At 38.9% G+C, this 18,846-nt stretch carries 12 protein-coding genes and 1 pseudogene; 6 read left to right on the top strand and 7 right to left on the bottom strand.

Going from position 1 to position 18,846, the window contains the following annotated elements; genetic code table 11:
- Nucleotides 1-33: 33 nt before the first annotated feature.
- From ACWOEC_RS00635 to ACWOEC_RS00620, 4 genes are all read right to left on the bottom strand, one after another.
- Nucleotides 34-1,014, bottom strand: coding sequence for a polyprenyl synthetase family protein (locus tag ACWOEC_RS00635; protein WP_455305391.1), 981 nt, complete (start codon nt 1,012-1,014; stop codon nt 34-36).
- Nucleotides 1,015-1,029: 15 nt separating this feature from the next.
- Nucleotides 1,030-1,596 carry a Gx transporter family protein gene (locus ACWOEC_RS00630; protein ID WP_455305390.1) on the bottom strand — a complete coding sequence of 189 codons (567 nt, stop codon included), beginning with the start codon at nt 1,594-1,596 and terminating at the stop codon, nt 1,030-1,032.
- 11 nt (nt 1,597-1,607) lie between these two features.
- Nucleotides 1,608-2,033, bottom strand: coding sequence for a NusG domain II-containing protein (locus ACWOEC_RS00625; protein WP_455305389.1), 426 nt, complete (start codon nt 2,031-2,033; stop codon nt 1,608-1,610).
- A gap of 86 nt (nt 2,034-2,119) precedes the next feature.
- The gene (locus ACWOEC_RS00620; RefSeq protein ID WP_455305388.1) at nt 2,120-4,063 is read right to left on the bottom strand and encodes an FAD-dependent oxidoreductase; all 1,944 of its coding nucleotides are present in this window, start codon (nt 4,061-4,063) and stop codon (nt 2,120-2,122) included.
- 242 nt (nt 4,064-4,305) lie between these two features.
- Here ACWOEC_RS00620 and pplA point away from each other — a divergent pair, with 242 nt between their 5' ends.
- From pplA to menA, 3 genes are all read left to right on the top strand, one after another.
- Nucleotides 4,306-5,250 (top strand): extracellular electron transfer flavoprotein PplA, encoded by a 945-nt coding sequence (pplA, locus tag ACWOEC_RS00615; protein ID WP_455305387.1) that lies wholly within the window; start codon nt 4,306-4,308, stop codon nt 5,248-5,250.
- Nucleotides 5,251-5,372: 122 nt separating this feature from the next.
- Nucleotides 5,373-6,476: an FAD:protein FMN transferase gene (locus tag ACWOEC_RS00610; RefSeq protein WP_455305386.1), complete on the top strand. Its 1,104-nt coding sequence runs from the start codon at nt 5,373-5,375 to the stop codon at nt 6,474-6,476.
- Nucleotides 6,477-6,486: 10 nt separating this feature from the next.
- Nucleotides 6,487-7,443: a 1,4-dihydroxy-2-naphthoate polyprenyltransferase gene (gene menA / locus ACWOEC_RS00605; RefSeq protein ID WP_455305385.1), complete on the top strand. Its 957-nt coding sequence runs from the start codon at nt 6,487-6,489 to the stop codon at nt 7,441-7,443.
- 172 nt (nt 7,444-7,615) lie between these two features.
- Here the strand turns inward: menA and ACWOEC_RS00600 are convergent, their stop codons facing one another.
- Nucleotides 7,616-8,584, bottom strand: coding sequence for a biotin--[acetyl-CoA-carboxylase] ligase (locus ACWOEC_RS00600; protein ID WP_455305384.1), 969 nt, complete (start codon nt 8,582-8,584; stop codon nt 7,616-7,618).
- Between the two features lie 364 nt (nt 8,585-8,948).
- Here ACWOEC_RS00600 and rpoB point away from each other — a divergent pair, with 364 nt between their 5' ends.
- Together rpoB and rpoC are read left to right on the top strand one after the other, a co-directional pair.
- Nucleotides 8,949-12,548 carry a DNA-directed RNA polymerase subunit beta gene (gene rpoB / locus ACWOEC_RS00595; protein ID WP_455305383.1) on the top strand — a complete coding sequence of 1,200 codons (3,600 nt, stop codon included), beginning with the start codon at nt 8,949-8,951 and terminating at the stop codon, nt 12,546-12,548.
- 74 nt (nt 12,549-12,622) lie between these two features.
- The gene (gene rpoC / locus ACWOEC_RS00590; protein WP_455305382.1) at nt 12,623-16,279 is read left to right on the top strand and encodes a DNA-directed RNA polymerase subunit beta'; all 3,657 of its coding nucleotides are present in this window, start codon (nt 12,623-12,625) and stop codon (nt 16,277-16,279) included.
- A gap of 172 nt (nt 16,280-16,451) precedes the next feature.
- Here rpoC and ACWOEC_RS00585 read toward each other — a convergent pair whose 3' ends face one another.
- Both ACWOEC_RS00585 and ACWOEC_RS00580 read right to left on the bottom strand, forming a co-directional pair.
- Nucleotides 16,452-16,826, bottom strand: a complete 375-nt coding sequence (locus tag ACWOEC_RS00585; RefSeq protein WP_455305381.1) for a helix-turn-helix domain-containing protein — start codon at nt 16,824-16,826, stop codon at nt 16,452-16,454.
- A complete protein-coding gene (locus ACWOEC_RS00580) occupies nt 16,827-17,354 on the bottom strand; it encodes an AraC family ligand binding domain-containing protein (protein ID WP_455305380.1) in 528 nt (175 codons plus the stop codon). It lies immediately after the preceding gene.
- 151 nt (nt 17,355-17,505) lie between these two features.
- Here ACWOEC_RS00580 and ACWOEC_RS00575 point away from each other — a divergent pair.
- A pseudogene (locus ACWOEC_RS00575) lies at nt 17,506-18,837 on the top strand (glycoside-pentoside-hexuronide (GPH):cation symporter); the annotation flags it as partial.
- Nucleotides 18,838-18,846 lie beyond the last annotated feature (9 nt).

The raw sequence follows: 18,846 nt of genomic DNA, 5'->3' as shown, positions 1-18,846 counted from the left end.
TTAGAGCTGTTCATTTCTGTCGCAGTCTCAGTTTTAATTATGACGATTCAAAATGGTTTTCGTTAACGTGGTGAGCTGTGTTTTAGCAGGTGTTTCAGGCAAACTAGCAATTAATTTCAATGCCTTTTTAGTGTATTGTTCGGCATAGCTATAGGCTTGTTTTACACCATTTTGTTCTTGGACGATCTCCCAAACTTGTTGTTGATCTTCTATGGTCATCGCATTTTGTTTCATTAAAAGTGGCAAGAGGCGTTCGGGCGCTTGATTCAAACTAATAATCAACGGTAAAGAATACACACCTTGTTTCACATCATTTAAAACGGGTTTTCCAAGAACTTGTTCTTTTTGGGAATAATCTAAGCTGTCATCGATAATTTGAAATGCCATTCCAATGGCCATTCCGATATCACTAGCTTTTTTGGCAAAACGTTCACTCGTACCACTTTCGATTGCGCCAATACCACAACTGAGGGCGAATAATTCTGCTGTTTTTCCTGAGATAGTCTCTAAATATTCTTCCACCGTAATGGTGTAATGGTAACGATGATCCATTTGACCAAGTTCACCATTTAAAATTTTTTCCATACTATTTGAATGTAGTTGAAGACTTTTTAAAGAAGAAGCATAAGCGGACATTAGCTTAAAACAGGAAACAAATAAGTAATCACCGGCATAGACAGCTGTCGCATTTCCAAAATGAGATCGGATACTTGAAGTTCCCCGTCTTACTTCCGCTTCATCGACAATATCATCATGAATCAAAGTTGCAGTATGAAGGAGTTCGATAGAAGCTGCGATCGCAATCGCTTTATCACGATTTTGGTCGGGACCAAATGTTGCAAAAAGCAATTGATAGGCAGGACGGAGTAATTTACCACCTGATTCGATCATTGTTAAAATTGCTTGTTCGACCTCTTTATTTGTTAACTTAATAGAAGATTCCATTAAGGTACGTGTAGCTTTTAGTTCTGTTTGAAGTGTGGGATACTCTGCCCACAAAGGATGAAGTTTCATCGGCTTGCTCCTTTGTTACATTTGATCCGTAAACCAATGGGTATTGGTTTGCCGTTCGTAATCTTGTTGGAATTTTTTTAATGTTTCAACACGTTGTAATAAGAAATTTGCTGCGATCCCAATCGCGATCCCAGATAAGATACCAAGAAAAGATAAAACCGGTAGATAAAGCATTACAGTCCAAGATTTAGCGATCAAAGAGGCCATGACTAGCTGGCCGACGTTATGCATAAAGCCACCAGTGGCACTAATACCAACGATACTAACTCGTTTTGGACCTAGTTGTTTGACTAAAAGCATGCCAAAATAACTTAATAAGGCACCACTCATACTATATAAAAAGGTAGAAAGTGTCCCTCCCAGTAATGTAGTCAAAAATAATCTCAACCACAAGAGTAAAAAACTATCTCGTTTTGGCATAGCAAAAATAGCGATAATCGTAATTAAATTAGCAAGACCAAGTTTTGCTCCAGGAGCAAAACCAAAAGGGTAAGGGATCATATTTTCAAGAATCCCCAGGACTACACCTTGAGCTACAAGAAGCGAGATAAACATCAATTTGCGTAAACGAGAAGGGAACATAAGCAAGGCGATCAATAAATCAATTCGCCGTCGTCACCTCCTGTAGAAGATTGGATGTCGATCACTAATTTGTGCGGTAAACAGACGATCGATTCACCTTTTTTAGAGATCCAACCACGACGAACACAAATCAAGTCTCCACAATCCGTATCTTTAACGCGAATTTTACCATCGGCGACTTCGATCAAGTTATAATCTCCATCTTTATCTTTATACATATAGGTATAGCTTTTTTTATCATCCGCTAGATCAAAGGTTTTGATTTCTTTACCATCTACTCGTAAAACGGCAATCGTTTGATTGGTGGCACTATCTACATGACCTTGTTGGTAACCAAAAATGGCTAAAGGCAAAAAGGAGCATAGGATCAAAAAGAAAATAATGACAACGTCTAGTGGTTTCATTCGACTTTGTTTGATCAAGGTTTTTAGTTTCATGTTGGACTCCTTTCTTCATCTTTGTGTTTATCATATCATATCTTTATAAAAAGGCTGGAGAAGTTTTTCCTCCCCAGCCTTTACGTTTATTTTTGTCCGTACATGGATCTTGGTGTTCCGTACCACCATTTACCTAATGTTTTTTGTAACCATGGAATTACCCAACGATCTAATCCGACAGCACGACCAGAACCGTTCATTAAAGCAAATGCTACTGGTAAGAACCAAATGTTTGTCCAATAGAACATTCCTGACATACAGAATGTTAAAACGAGTACAATCGTAGTTGCACTGAACAACCAAGTGAATAGACCTGCCATTAGAGCTAGTGCAATTCCGATTTCAACGAATACCATCATTTTTTGGAAGAACATCGCTACTTCCATATTTGGCATAATGAATTTCATGATACTCATAAACCAATCTGGTGATTTTTCAATGACAGCCATTGGTTGCTCGCCATAAGCATAGCTCAAACCAAAATGAGCTACTTGAGTTGCCGTTTCGGCCGTTGCTGTCGCACCGGCACCACTAGCCCCGCTTGTTGCTTCAGCTGCTTGAGAAGCTCCACTTGCGACATCAGCGACTGATTGATAATCCCAAGTCCAAGGGAACACGCTGTTTCCAGTAAACCAAGAACCTTCACCAAACCACGTGCCAGGTTTTAGCCATTGACCATCACCGACAATTTTTTTGAAAGCTTCAATGAACCAAACCAATCCATAAAATACACGAAGAGGAACAGACCATAATACATTCCCATAACGTGAAGAGTGTCCGCGTGTGACATTGCGGTCATCTTTAATGTGGAAGAATTCATGCATTAGATATTGGAACATATAATAACCAGAGCGGATATCAAAGAAATATTTCAAGTTCACAACATGCTTCATTACGATTGCTAAGAAACCACTTAAATGTATTTTATCAAATAAGTTCGCAACACCCCATTTAGAACCAATCGAAACCATAAATCCTTGATAATTCCCTTTGAATTTATGTTTTTCACTTCCTTTAACGGAAGCAACGATATTCGCTGCAGCAGTATGTCCCGTTTGTTCAGCTGCTTGCACGATTTGCGGTGTTGGTGTATTTGGAAACTCTTCATAATAGACTAAGTCACCAATGACATAGATATTTTTATCTTCGTAACCTTTTGCTTCCATATATTCATTTGCAATCAAGCGATTGCCTCGAGCAGCTTCTAGCCCAAAGTCAGCAGCATCTGAAGTTGCTTTGACACCAGCAGTCCAAATCAAAGTATGCGTTGGAATCACTGAACCATCTTTTAGTTTGATATGATCTTTTGCCACTTCAACGATCGGTGCATTTAATACAAGATTAACATTTTTCTTTTTCAAGTAACGTTCAGCTTTGGTTGCATCGTTACGATCTAACATATTTAAAATCGTTGGCATTGCTTCGACCACTTTTAAATTGAATTCACTTGGATCTAATTTGTATTCTTTAGCTAAGCGATCTTTCCAATCGATTAATTCTCCGATCATTTCGATACCCGTAAATCCAGAACCACAAACAACGAACGTTAACATTGCTTTACGAACTGTTGCATCAGGCTCGATAGCCGCTTTCGCTACTGTTTTTTCGATATGTTCACGAATTTTGACGGCATTTTCAAATGACCATAACGTAAAGCCGTTTTCTTTCACACCCGGTGTGCCAAAATCATTTGGTTCGCCACCCATACCTAAAACTACATAATCAAAAGGATAATTGCCTAACTTGGTTTTCACGACTTTTTTTTCTTTGTCTATTGCCGTCACCGTATCAGTAACTAATTGTACATTTTTCTTACGTGCAAATAAACGCTGTAAATCATATTGGATTGCATCAGGCTCGACACGTCCACCGGCAACTTCATGAAGTTCAGTCATCATTGTATGATAAGAATGACGATCAATTAATGTAATGGCTACGTCTGGGTCTTTTTTGAATTTTTTAGCCATGAATTTAGTAGCAGCTACTCCGGCGTATCCGGCACCGACGACAACGATGTTCGTCTTAGTCATAATTTTTCTCTCTCCTTAAGTATTCAATTAGTAAAATATGCAGTATAATTGCTATTTTTTCTATAGTATAAATTGTTTTTTTGTATTTGTCTAACAACTTTTATAATTTTTTCACAAATATGAGAAAAAGCTTATTTGTGAATATTGATTTTTGGAAACGATTGACAGGGCAATGTAAACGTATTATAATGTTAAAGTAATCACAAACTATAAAAAATAACCGATTAAAGGGTGGGGAAAGAATGAAAACAAAAAAAATTGTTACAGGTCTCACGATGTTAGCACTATCTACCATCGCATTAGGTGCTTGTACCGCAGACAAAACAGATGATACAAAAACAAGCAGCACAGCTAGCTCTTCTATGACGTCATCATCAACTACAAGTTCTTCAACAGCATCTTCTACTACTGAAGAAGCAAAAGGAATGGATTTAAAAGATGGTACGTATACATTGAAAGAAAAAAATGATAGCAATGGCTATCATGCGGAATTTAAAATCGTCGTTAAAGATGGAAAAATTACAGAATCTGATATGGATTACCTAGATAAAGATGGTAAGTCTAAAAAAGATGACACAGAATACAATGAAAAAATGACAGCTAAATCAGGAATTGGACCAAAAGAATATTTAGAACAATTCAATTCAGCGTTAGTTTCTAAACAAGATCCAAGTTCAATCGATGTGGTTACTGGTGCAACACATAGCTTCCATGACTTCCAAAACTATGCACAACAATTGATCCAAGCTGCACGTATCGGGGATACAGATACAATCGAAATAGACAATGGTGCACCACTTAAAGATGGTACGTACACATTGAAAGAAAAAAATGACAGCAATGGCTATCATGCGGACTTCTCGATCGTTGTCAAAGATGGTAAGATCACAGAGTCAAACTTTGACTATTTGGATAAAGACGGCAAGTCTAAGAAAGATGACACAGAATACAATGAAAAAATGGAAGCTAAATCAGGAATTGGACCAAAAGAATATATTGCAAAATTCAATGAAGAGTTAGTTTCTGAAATGAGTAAAGAAGATGGAAATCCAGGAAACATTGATGTCGTGACTGGTGCAACACATAGTTTCCATTCATTCGTATTGTATGCTGAACAATTGATCAATGCCGCTCAAAAAGGTGATACAAAAACAATTGAAGTCGACAACTACGTAGAAAGCAAATAGACCTTCTATTAAAATAGTAAGATGAAAAAAACTTGATGTGGGCAACTGCGTCAAGTTTTTCTTCTGTTTTTAAGTAGCTTTAGTATAATAGAACACAAGACAATAGAAAGGAACGAAAAGCGATGAGAAAATCTTGGCTTATTTTAGGGTTAGCACTAATGACAGTCGGATTAAGTGCTTGTCAGACAAACGATCAAACAACAAGTAGCACCCAGACAAGCACAACGAGCCGAAAGTTACGATCAGAACCATATATGCAAGAAAAATTTCTTTTAGGTACATATGTAAAGATTCGCATCTATGATGAAGGAAAAGAAGACGTGCTTAAACCTGCTTTTGCACGTGTAGAAAAACTGGGAGATCAGATCACAATCAATCAAAGTGGTTCTGAGATCGATGCAATTAATGAAAAAGCGGGGATCGAACCAGTAAAAGTATCTGATGATATTTATGATCTTGTCAAACAAGCATACGATTATAGCGTGAAATCTGATGGTGGATTCAATCTCGTAATTGGAGCAATCACGCAATTATGGCGTATTGGTTTTGATGATGCACGCAAACCTGCGCAATCTGAGATCGATCAAGCACTAAAATTAGTTGATTACCACAAAGTAAAATTAAATGATCAAGATAAGACGGTCTATCTAGAAGAAAAAGGAATGATCATGGATCTTGGTGCAATCGCTAAAGGGTATATTACAGATGAAGTCGTAAAAGTATTAAAAGATAATGGTGTTACGACCGCAATTGTCGATTTAGGTGGAAATGTTTTCGTGCTAGGAAATAGTCCTAGAGGAGAAGACGAGCCTTGGACGATCGGTATCCAAGATCCTAATACGGCACGTGGTAATGTCTTAGGAACAGTAAAAGAATCAAACAAGACGGTAGTCACTTCAGGAATTTATGAACGCTACTTGGATGTAGATGGTCAACGTTACCACCATATTTTTGATACTAAAACGGGTTATCCTTATGATAATGACGTAGCTAGTGTGTCGGTAATCACGGATAAATCGATCGACGGCGATGGATTAACGACTGTAGCTTTTGATAAAGGTGTCAAAGAAGGATTGAAGTATATCGAAGAACAGACCCCGAAAGGTACTGACGCGATCTTCGTCACTAAAGAAGGTGTCGTCTATATTACAGATGGGATCAAAGGTAATTTTGAATTAGGCGGCGATTCTGGTTTTACGATGGGGAATCGAGCAGATCTAAAATAGGAGGAGAGAGATGCGACCGTTAACGTTACGCACCTTTTTAGAAGTCGTAGAAATCCAAACAAAAATCGCAAGTTTTTTCCCATTTATTATTGGTGTATTATTCGCTAGTACGTATTTCAAACAGTTCCATTTTGGATACACGTTATTCTTTTTTATTGGGATGTTGCTATTTGATATGACTACGACAGCAATCAACAATTACATGGATTATACGAAAGCGAAGTCTACTAGTTATAAATACGAACAAAATGTCATCGGCAAAGAGCAACTCGATCCGACTACGATTCGCCATTTGATTTTTTTTATGATGGGATTATCAGCGATTGTTGGGTTTAGTTTGAGTATTTTGACAGGATGGTTTGTGTTTGTTTTTGGTGGATTGATGTGCTTGGTAGGTATTTTTTATACATTCGGACCACTTCCCTTATCGCGAATGCCTTTAGGAGAACTATTTAGTGGAGTGACGATGGGGCTAGGGATTTTTGCCATCGTTGTGTATTTAAATACGTTTACAGACCAGGTCTTTTTCTTATCTTTTCAATTTTCAACAGGAATGTTCTTATTGAATGGAAATGTCTGGCAAATTTTAGCGATGATTTGGGCAGCGTTACCGTTGATGTTCACGATTGCCGATATCATGTTAGCTAATAACTTACGCGATTTTGAGACGGATATCGAAAACCAACGTTACACATTGGTCTATCATATCCAAAAAAAACCAGCGTTGCGCTTGTTTCAGCTTTTGATGTATAGCTGTTATCTAGTTATTTTGATCGGTTGGCCATTTGGCATTTTTTCATGGGAACAACTTTTGGTCTTTTTGACCTTGCCGATTGTACACAAGCATTTGATGAACCATAAAAAACAAGTTGATCAATCGCAAAGCTTTGGTTATGCTATCAAAAATATGATTTTATTCAATAGCGCATATGCATTAACGTTTGTACTAACATTGATCTTACGTTAAAAAAAGGCTGTGACAGAAGTGGGCAGCTCTAAGAAATAAGCCGTATCATTCCTATGATAGATTCATCTATTTGGGTCATGATGCGGCTTATTTTTCGAAGGAGCTACTTCTGGAACACCGTTTATTCGATCTTTAGAGGCTGTGACAGCATTTTGTCACAGCTTCTTTTTCTTTAAAAATATTTTTCAATATGGGTCAGACTGATCTCACCTGAAGACAACTTGAATTGTTTAGTCGGTGTATCGACTACTAATTCTCCCGTTTCAGTGATTTCTCTTGCAATACCTGTATATTGAGTTTGTTGTTTAGTAAATGAAACTTCGCGATTTAAAACCAGCGATTTTTGACGATAGATTTTCATGTAACTTTGATCTGAAAGACTATCAAGTAACTCGAAAAAGTTTTTCCAAACCAGTTGGATCAACTGATTACGAGTAGTTGTGGCTGTTTGATTGTTAAAGATTGAACGCGCTTTTTGCGCGATTTCTTTGGGAAAATCAGCTGGATCGATCGAAAAATTGATGCCGATCCCAATTGTGACACTACTGATTTGTCCAGTCTCAATGTCGCTAGTAGCTTCGGATAAAATCCCACAAATTTTTTTGCCATCTAGATAAATATCGTTGACCCACTTGATTTCACAAGACACTCCAGCTAATTCATCGATGGCCAGTGCTAAAGCTACAGCCGCAATTAACGTATACTGAGGCAATTCTTCAAATGTTTGATGCGGCTCGATTAATAGGCTCATATAAATTTGGCCTTCAGGAGAAAAGAAGGGACGATTAAAGCGTCCGTGACCACCATCTTGAGCTTCTGAAACAAATAGCGCTGGTGTTTGAACATGTGAAAGTAAGCCGTTTTTGGCATCGTTCATCGTGGAATCAGTCGATTTTTTCAAGTAGATTTGTGTACTAGGCAATGCCTCACAGCTCATTTCATTTGGCTCTAAAACATCCGACTGTCTATAAAGGTAGCCGGTTTTTAAATGTTCAAAGCGATAGCCTTCTTTTTCTAGCTCACGAATTGCTTTCCAAATCGAAGTGCGTGATAGATCAAGTAACTGGGCAAGCTTTTCTCCCGAAAAGACAGTATCGGGTGCTTGTTTCATCACTTCTAAGATTTTGGTTTTTGTACTCACATGACTCATCCTTTTTTGTATAGTTGTTTCATAGTATAAAGAAGTCTGGAGTGGCTGTCTATTGTAGGAAATAATCAAGATGAAAAGACAATAGTTTTTCCTTGACTTTTTCTGAAAATATCTGTATAGTTAATAGAGCAAAAACTATCGCAAGTGCAGGGAGCAGAAACGATCTATTGTCCGTTTCGGCCGTAGGATAAGGAGCAAAAGTAGAAAACTTCATTTAACGAAGGGAATCTATTTTTGGTTTTTTTTTGTCCTAAACCCGTAAAAAATGTTCTTTGTCACTAAATTTTAATTTTTGTAATAAAAATGTAAAATTTATGATAGCTATTTTGAAAGAAATTTTAGAGGGGTGAAGAGCTTGGCTGGACACGTAGTAAAATACGGAAAGCACCGCGAACGTAGAAGTTTCGCACGGATCAGTGAAGTATTGGAATTACCGAATTTGATTGAGATTCAAACTGACTCTTATCAATGGTTTTTAGATGAAGGATTAAGAGAAATGTTTGAAGACATTTTGCCGATTGATGATTTTAATGGAAACTTATCACTTGAATTTGTCGACTATGAATTGAAAACACCGAAATATACGGTGGAAGAAGCACGCGCACATGATGCAAACTACTCTGCACCTTTACACGTAACGTTACGTTTAACAAACCGTGAAACAGGCGAGATCAAAGCTCAAGAAGTATTCTTTGGCGATTTCCCATTAATGACAGAGCAAGGAACATTCATCATCAATGGTGCGGAACGTGTTATCGTTTCTCAATTGGTTCGTTCTCCGGGAGTTTATTTCCACGGAAAAGTAGATAAAAATGGTAAAGAAGGTTTTGGATCAACTGTGATCCCTAACCGTGGCGCATGGTTAGAGATGGAAACTGATGCCAAAGATATTTCATATGTACGTATCGACCGTACACGTAAAATTCCTTTGACGGTATTGGTTCGTGCATTAGGTTTTGGTTCTGACGATACGATTTTTGAGATTTTTGGTGAAAGTGAGTCTTTACGTAACACGATCGAAAAAGATTTACACAAAAATGCAAGTGATTCTCGTACTGAAGAAGGACTAAAAGATGTTTATGAACGTCTACGTCCAGGTGAGCCAAAAACTGCGGATAGTTCTCGTAACTTGCTAAATGCTCGTTTCTTTGACCCACGTCGTTATGATTTAGCAGCTGTTGGTCGTTATAAAGTGAACAAGAAACTAGATCTACGCACACGCTTGCTAAACTTAACTTTAGCAGAAACCTTAGTTGATCCTGAAACAGGTGAGATCTTAGTTGAAAAAGGAACTGTGATCACACATCAAATCATGGATGAATTTTTAGGTGAGCAATTAGTCAATGGTTTAAACTCAGTAACATACTATCCTTCAGAAGATGGTGTTGTGACTGATCCAATGACAGTTCAAGTCATCAAAGTCTTTTCACCACTAGATCCTGAGCGTGAAGTGACAGTGATCGGTAATGGTTATCCAACAGACGAAGTACGCACAGTACGTCCTGCAGATATCATTGCCTCAATGAGCTATTTCTTCAACTTAATGGAAAATATCGGAAACGTAGATGATATCGATCATCTAGGAAACCGTCGTATCCGTTCAGTTGGTGAATTATTGCAAAACCAATTTAGAATCGGTTTAGCCCGTATGGAACGTGTAGTACGTGAACGTATGTCGATCCAAGACACGGAAACACTAACACCACAACAATTGATCAATATTCGTCCAGTAGTGGCAAGTATCAAAGAATTCTTTGGTTCTTCTCAGTTGTCACAGTTCATGGATCAAACCAATCCGTTAGGTGAGCTGACACACAAACGTCGTCTATCAGCCTTAGGACCTGGTGGATTGACTCGTGACCGCGCTGGTTATGAAGTCCGAGACGTACATTATTCTCACTATGGGCGTATGTGTCCGATTGAAACACCTGAGGGACCAAATATCGGGTTAATCAATAGTTTGGCTTCATACGCGAAAGTTAATAAATACGGATTTATCGAAACACCTTACCGTCGTGTAGACCGTGAAACAGGTCGTGTAACTGATCAAATCGATTATTTAACAGCAGACATCGAGGATCATTATGTTGTAGCCCAAGCGAACAGTCTTTTAAATGAAGATGGTACGTTTACAAACGATGTCGTAATGGCTCGTGCAACAAGTGAAAACTTAGAGATCTCAATTGATAAAATCGATTATATGGACGTATCACCTAAACAAGTAGTTGCCGTTGCGACAGCATGTATTCCTTTCTTGGAAAACGATGACTCCAACCGTGCCCTGATGGGTGCCAACATGCAGCGTCAAGCTGTTCCATTGATCAATCCTAAATCTCCATGGGTCGGAACTGGTATGGAATACAAATCAGCGCATGACTCAGGTGCTGCTTTACTATGTAAACATGATGGAATCGTCGAATACGTGGATGCGAAAGAAATTCGTGTTCGTCGTGACAATGGTACTTTAGATACGTACTCAGTAACAAAATTCCGTCGTTCAAACTCAGGTACAAGTTATAACCAACGTCCACTTGTTTTTTTACATGAAAAAGTAGAAGCTGGGGATACATTAGCTGATGGACCATCGATGGAAAACGGTGAAATGGCATTAGGTCAAAACGTTCTTGTAGCCTTCATGACTTGGGAAGGGTATAACTACGAGGATGCGGTTATCATGAGTCGTCGTCTTGTGAAAGATGATGTCTATACTTCAGTCCACATTGAAGAATATGAATCAGAAGCACGTGATACAAAATTAGGACCTGAAGAAATCACTCGCGAGATTCCAAACGTTGGTGAAGACGCATTGAAACACTTAGACGAAATGGGGATTATCCGCATTGGTGCTGAAGTAAAAGATGGCGATTTATTAGTTGGGAAAGTCACTCCTAAAGGGGTAACTGAACTTTCAGCTGAAGAACGCTTGTTGCATGCGATCTTTGGTGAAAAAGCGCGTGAAGTACGCGATACATCATTACGTGTTCCTCACGGTGGTGGCGGGATCATCCATGATGTGAAGATCTTTACCCGTGAAGCTGGCGATGAATTATCACCAGGTGTCAATATGTTAGTTCGTGTTTATATCGTTCAAAAACGTAAAATTCACGAAGGAGATAAAATGGCCGGACGTCACGGAAATAAAGGGGTAGTTTCACGCATCATGCCTGAAGAAGATATGCCTTTCTTACCAGACGGTACACCAGTCGATATCATGTTGAACCCACTTGGGGTACCATCACGGATGAATATCGGACAAGTATTAGAATTGCATTTAGGAATGGCTGCCCGTCAATTAGGTATCCACGTAGCAACTCCAGTATTTGATGGTGCATCAGATGAGGACGTATGGGAAACTGTACGTGAAGCGGGTATGGCTCGTGACGCGAAAACAGTTCTTTATGATGGACGCTCAGGTGAACCATTCGATGGACGTATTTCAGTCGGCGTCATGTATATGATCAAATTGGCCCACATGGTTGATGACAAATTACATGCTCGTTCGATCGGACCTTACTCATTAGTAACGCAACAACCACTTGGAGGGAAAGCTCAATTTGGTGGACAACGTTTTGGTGAGATGGAGGTATGGGCACTTGAAGCTTACGGTGCGGCATATACTTTACAAGAAATCTTAACGTACAAATCCGATGACGTGGTTGGTCGTGTGAAAACATACGAAGCGATCGTTAAAGGTGAACCAATTCCAAAACCTGGTGTTCCAGAATCATTCCGCGTATTAGTAAAAGAATTACAATCATTAGGACTTGATATGCGTGTATTAGATATCGAAGATCAAGAAATCGAATTGCGTGACATGGACGATGAAGATGATGATTTACTAACTGTGGATGCGTTGACAAAATACGCTGAACAACAAAGTGCAAAAGATGCACAACATCAAAAACCAACTGTCTTACCTCGTGATGAAGAAGCAGTAAAAAACCCGTTAGATTAAAAAGTAGTCACTTTGCTTAGCAAAGTGACCTACTTGTTTGATTCAGCCGTGAAATGAAATGGAGGGAACCCCTTTTGATCGATGTAAATAAATTCGAAAGTATGCAAATCGGTTTAGCTTCTCCAGAAAAAATCAGAAGCTGGTCTTATGGTGAAGTAAAAAAACCTGAGACTATTAACTATCGTACTTTAAAACCTGAACGTGAAGGTCTATTCGACGAGCGTATTTTTGGTCCTACAAAAGATTGGGAATGTGCTTGTGGAAAATACAAACGTATCCGTTATAAAGGAATCGTTTGTGACCGTTGTGGCGTAGAAGTCACTCGTTCAAAAGTTCGTCGTGAACGTATGGGTCACATCGAACTAGCAGCACCTGTTTCACATATCTGGTACTTTAAAGGAATTCCTTCACGCATGGGTCTTGTATTAGACATGAGCCCTCGTGCCTTAGAAGAAGTCATTTATTTTGCCTCATATGTTGTAATCGATGCTGGAAATACTAGCTTAGAGAAAAAACAATTATTGACTGAACGCGAATACCGCGAAAAACGTGCACAATATGGTCAAGAATTCAATGCTGCGATGGGTGCTGAAGCAATCCGTCAATTGTTGGAAACTGTTGATCTTGATGGTGAAGTTGTTGAATTAAAAGAAGAATTGAAAACTGCTTCAGGTCAAAAACGGACACGTGCGATTCGTCGTCTAGATATTTTAGAAGCTTTCCGTGCTTCTGGCAACAAACCAAGTTGGATGGTAATGGATGTTATTCCTGTTATTCCTCCAGATCTACGTCCGATGGTTCAATTAGAAGGTGGTCGTTTTGCGACTTCTGATTTAAATGATCTATACCGTCGTGTGATCAACCGTAACAATCGTTTGAAACGTTTATTAGACTTAAACGCGCCAAATATCATTGTTCAAAATGAAAAACGCATGTTGCAAGAAGCTGTTGACGCGTTGATCGATAATGGTCGTCGTGGCCGTCCAGTGACTGGACCAGGTAACCGTCCATTGAAATCTCTTTCTCATATGTTGAAAGGGAAACAAGGTCGTTTCCGTCAAAACTTACTTGGTAAACGTGTCGATTACTCTGGTCGTTCAGTAATCGTAGTAGGACCATTCTTAAAAATGTATCAATGTGGATTACCTAAAGAAATGGCAATCGAGTTATTTAAACCATTTGTGATGCGCGAGTTAGTTCAACGCGAACTTGCATCAAACATCAAAAATGCAAAACGTAAGATCGAACGCCAAGAAGATGAAGTTTGGGACGTTTTAGAAGACGTCATCAGAGAGCATCCAGTACTGTTGAACCGGGCACCTACGCTTCACCGTTTAGGTATCCAAGCCTTTGAACCAGTTTTAGTTGAAGGTCGTGCGATCCGCTTGCATCCACTTGTTTGTGAAGCGTACAATGCCGATTTCGATGGAGACCAAATGGCTGTTCACGTACCATTAAATGAAGAAGCACAAGCAGAAGCGCGTATGTTGATGCTTGCGGCTCAAAATATCTTGAACCCTAAAGATGGTAAACCAGTTGTAACGCCTTCTCAGGATATGGTATTAGGAAACTATTACTTAACAATGGAAGAATCTGATCGCGAAGGCGAAGGCATGATCTTCCGTGATATGGATGAAGCAGTGACTGCATGGCGCAATGGCTACGTGCATTTACATTCACGTATTGCTGTAAATCCTAAAACTTTAGGTGACAAACCATTTACTGAAGAACAACGCAATAAATTAATGGTAACTACTGTTGGTAAGATTATCTTTAACTCAATCATGCCACCAGAATTCCCTTATTTAAATGAACCTACTGATTTCAACTTGACAGTTCAAACACCTGACAAATACTTTGTCGGTGCTGGAACAGATATCCCAACATTTATCAAAGAACAAGAACTTGTGGGACCATTCAAGAAGAAAAATCTAGGAAATATCATCGCTGAAGTCTTCAAACGTTTTAAAGTAACCGAAACGTCTCACATGCTTGACCGTATGAAAGACTTAGGGTACAAACATTCTACAACTGCTGGGATCACAGTAGGGATTGCGGATATCATGGTCTTACATGAGAAGCAAGAAATTATTGAAGAAGCCCATCATCAAGTAGAAGTGATTACGAAACAATTCCGTCGTGGTTTGATTACAGACGATGAACGTTATGAACGCGTAATTGCGGTTTGGAATGGCGCTAAAGATCAAATCCAACAAAAACTGATGGAATCTTTAGATGCGAAAAATCCAATCTTCATGATGTCAGATTCTGGAGCCCGTGGTAACATCTCCAACTTTACTCAGCTTGCTGGTATGCGTGGATTGATGGCCGCTCCGAATGGTCGAATCATGGAGTTACCGATCATCTCAAACTTCCGTGAAGGACTAACTGTTTTAGAGATGTTTATCTCTACCCATGGAGCACGTAAAGGAATGACCGATACTGCCTTAAAGACTGCCGATTCAGGTTACTTGACTCGTCGTCTAGTAGACGTTGCCCAAGATGTGATCATCCGTGAAGACGATTGTGGAACTGATCGTGGTTTAGATATTCGTGCGATTACTGAAGGTAACGAAATCATCGAATCACTAGAAGAGCGTTTAATTGGTCGTTACACACGTAAAGCTGTTTTAGATCCTGAAACAGGTGCGATTATCGTGGGTACAAACGAATTAATCACTGAAGATCTTGCAAAACAAATCATCGAAGCAGGAATCGAAATGGTATCGATCCGTTCGGTATTTACATGTAATACAAAACACGGTGTATGTAAACATTGCTATGGTCGTAACTTAGCGACTGGTGCTCAAGTTGAAGTTGGTGAAGCAGTTGGAACGATCGCTGCCCAATCAATCGGTGAACCTGGTACACAGTTAACAATGCGTACATTCCATACCGGTGGGGTTGCCGGGGACGATATTACTCAAGGGCTTCCTCGTGTCCAAGAAATCTTTGAAGCACGTAATCCTAAAGGGCAAGCGGTCATCACTGAAGTTACTGGTGACGTAATCGACATCTCTGAAGATTCTGCTACACGTACAAAAGAAGTAACGATCAAAGGTCAAACAGATACTCGTACGTATACTGTACCATTTACAGCACGTATGAAAGTAGTGGAAGGCGACATGATTCATCGTGGTGCACCACTTACTGAAGGTTCGATCGATCCAAAACAATTGTTACAAGTTCGTGATGTATTATCAGTTGAAAATTATCTATTGCGTGAAGTACAACGTGTATACCGTATGCAAGGGGTAGAAATCGGCGATAAACATATCGAAGTAATGGTTCGTCAAATGTTACGTAAAGTTCGCGTGATGGATCCAGGTGATACAGATATCTTACCAGGAACATTATTAGATATCGCTGACTTTAAAGATCGTAACTACGAAACATTAGTAGCAGGTGGCGTACCAGCCACTGCGCGTCCAGTGTTACTAGGAATTACCAAAGCATCATTAGAAACAAATAGTTTCTTATCTGCTGCGTCATTCCAAGAAACAACTCGTGTATTAACAGATGCTGCGATCCGTGGTAAAAAAGATCCATTACTTGGATTGAAAGAAAATGTTATCATCGGGAAAATTATTCCTGCTGGTACTGGTATGGCTCGTTACCGTAACATGGAGCCAAAAGAAGTATCAGTCGTAAGCGAAAATGTCTACAGTATCTCTGATATTGAAGCACAAATGGCTGTCGAAGATGCATTGGCAAACAATCAAGAAGTATAATCAAAAATGAAGCTGTGTCAGAAATGGACAGCTAAATGAAATAAGCCGAATAATTCCGATAATAGCTTTGTCTATTTCGGTTATTATTCGGCTTTTTTTGAAAATACTATTTCGGGAATGCTGTTTATTTGATTTTTCGGTGATGTGACAGATTTTTGTCACATCACCTTTTTTATGTGGAACGAGTCGTAGGGGATTGTTTTGCGATGCGTTTGATCAACGTTTCAAAAGAATCGATAGAGCCTTCAGGTTGATGTACACGTTTACGATAAGTAGTCGGAGCTTCATTAGTATAGCGATGAAAAGCACGACTAAATGAAACCAAACTAGAGAACCCGACAGCTTCACTGATGCTTTCAACACTTTGATCGGTATTGATTAGTAAAAAAGCAGCTTGATTGATCCGAATACTCATCAACCATTGTTGGATCGTCATATTCATCTCTTTTTTGAATTGACGTGAAAGATGACTACGATTGACAGCTAGAGTTGCAGCCAATTGTTGGATTGAGATCGTTTGATACTCTTCCTTGATCAATTGGATCACTTATAAGATCAGAGGAGATACTTTTTGAGCAATATTCGGCTCAGAATTGACCGCATCTTGTACAAAGAGAGCTAAAAAGCGATAGGTCAGTTCGGTGAGCTTCAATTCTTGGATCAAGTCACTATGATCTAATTCTAAACATGCTTGGATCGTACTGATATAGGGTGTGATATTTGTCGTTGAAGCGACATAGTAATCTCGTTCTAAACAGCTTTTCGTGATGATCTGATCTGCAGTCGCACCGCTAAAGGCTAGCCAAATATAGCTCCAAGGATCTTTGATCGAGGAACTGTAGAAAGTAGTGTCATAAGGTCGGATCAGAAAAAAATCGCCTTTTTTAAGACTATATTGTTTATTTTTGACGGTATACATTCCTTCACCATCTAACACTAAATGTAAAATATATAGATCACGTACAGCTGGACCAAATGAATGATGATCTAGTGTTTTGGAAAAACCACAAAATTCAAATTGCAAAGAAGCTTGGATCGTTCGTTGTGGTAAAACTGAAAAAATTGCTTGTTCCATAAAATCACCCCTCTGCTTACTTTAGCATAATATGCAACATTTTGTTAAATAAGTGCGACAAAAACATAAGGAAAACGTTTTATTAACTGCTATACTAGGTTTATGAAAGCGTTAAATATTTTTAAGAGGGATGATGGATTATGGGGAAAAAAGTTCGATGTTTGCCAATACAGATAAAGCTACAGCAGCAAAATTGATTGGGATCGTCACTACTTTGGTCGTGGGTATTCGTTTAGTCGAGATTTTATTTGATCCAATCATTGGAGGAGTCATCGACAATACGAGAACCAAATATGGTAAATTTAAACCATGGCTAGTTGTTGGTGGTGTGATGAGTTCATTATTATTGATTCCATTATTTACGAACTTTTTTGGTTTACCAGAAACGAACCCGGTATTATTTGTAATATTATTTGGTATTTGTTTTATCTTATTAGATTCATTTTATTCATTTAAAGATATCGCGTTTTGGTCAATGATCCCGGCTTTGAGTACAGAAACAAAAGAGCGTGAGAATTTGGCAACATTTGCTCGTTTTGGTTCATCGCTAGGTGCTAATGGAACGACTTTAGTAGTGGTACCGATTACAATTTTCTTTACGTATTTGATGACTGGCCAAAAAGGTGAGCAAGGGGCTTCTGGTTGGTTTTGGTTTGGAATCATCGTTGCCATCGTTGCTGCAGGAAGCGCGATCATTACAGTTTTAAACACTAAAGAAAATGATAGCGTTATCCGTCAACAAACTGAAAAAGTAACGATACGCACAGTATTTAAAGCGATTGCACAAAATGATCAGTTGATGTGGTTATCATTATCATACATTGCGTATGCGATCGCGAATGTCGCGACGACGGCTGTATTGTTATTGTACTTTAAATTTGTTTATGGTGATGCTTCAGCATTTTGGTTAGTAGGATTCGTAGCAGCAGCGCTTGGCATTATCGCAGTACCGCTATTTCCAACCTTAACTCGTTTGATTTCTAGACGATATGTGTATTTGATCGGACTTGCGGTGATGGCATCGTCTTATATTTTCTTTAGTATTGCAGGTCAACACTTAGGTTTGATTCTAGTCGGCTTGATTTTATTTTATTTTCCACAACAATTGATCTTTTTGTCCGCATTGATGACGATTACGGATGCTGTTGAATATGGTCAATGGAAAAATGGGGTACGTAATGAAGCTGTTACCTTATCGATTCGTCCATTATTAGACAAGATCGCTGGTGCATTATCTAACGGGATCGTAGGAATTGTAGCAATCGCAGCCGGTATGACAGGTAATGCTACGTTCCAAGAAATCACGACGAAAGATGTTACCGTATTTAAGATTTATGCGTTTTATTTACCCGCAGCTTTAATGATTCTTTCAGGCTTAGTGTTTGCATTTAAAGTAACGCTAACTGAGAAAAAACATAAAAAAATTGTAGCAGAGCTAGAAGCAGAGTTTACCGCTCAGCAAGTAGTTTCATCTGCAAGCTAAAAAAGAAAG

This window comes from Enterococcus bulliens (genome assembly GCF_053761865.1).
The sequence above is the reverse complement of the archived record's forward strand: the minus strand, read 5'-3'. Positions and strand labels throughout refer to the sequence as shown.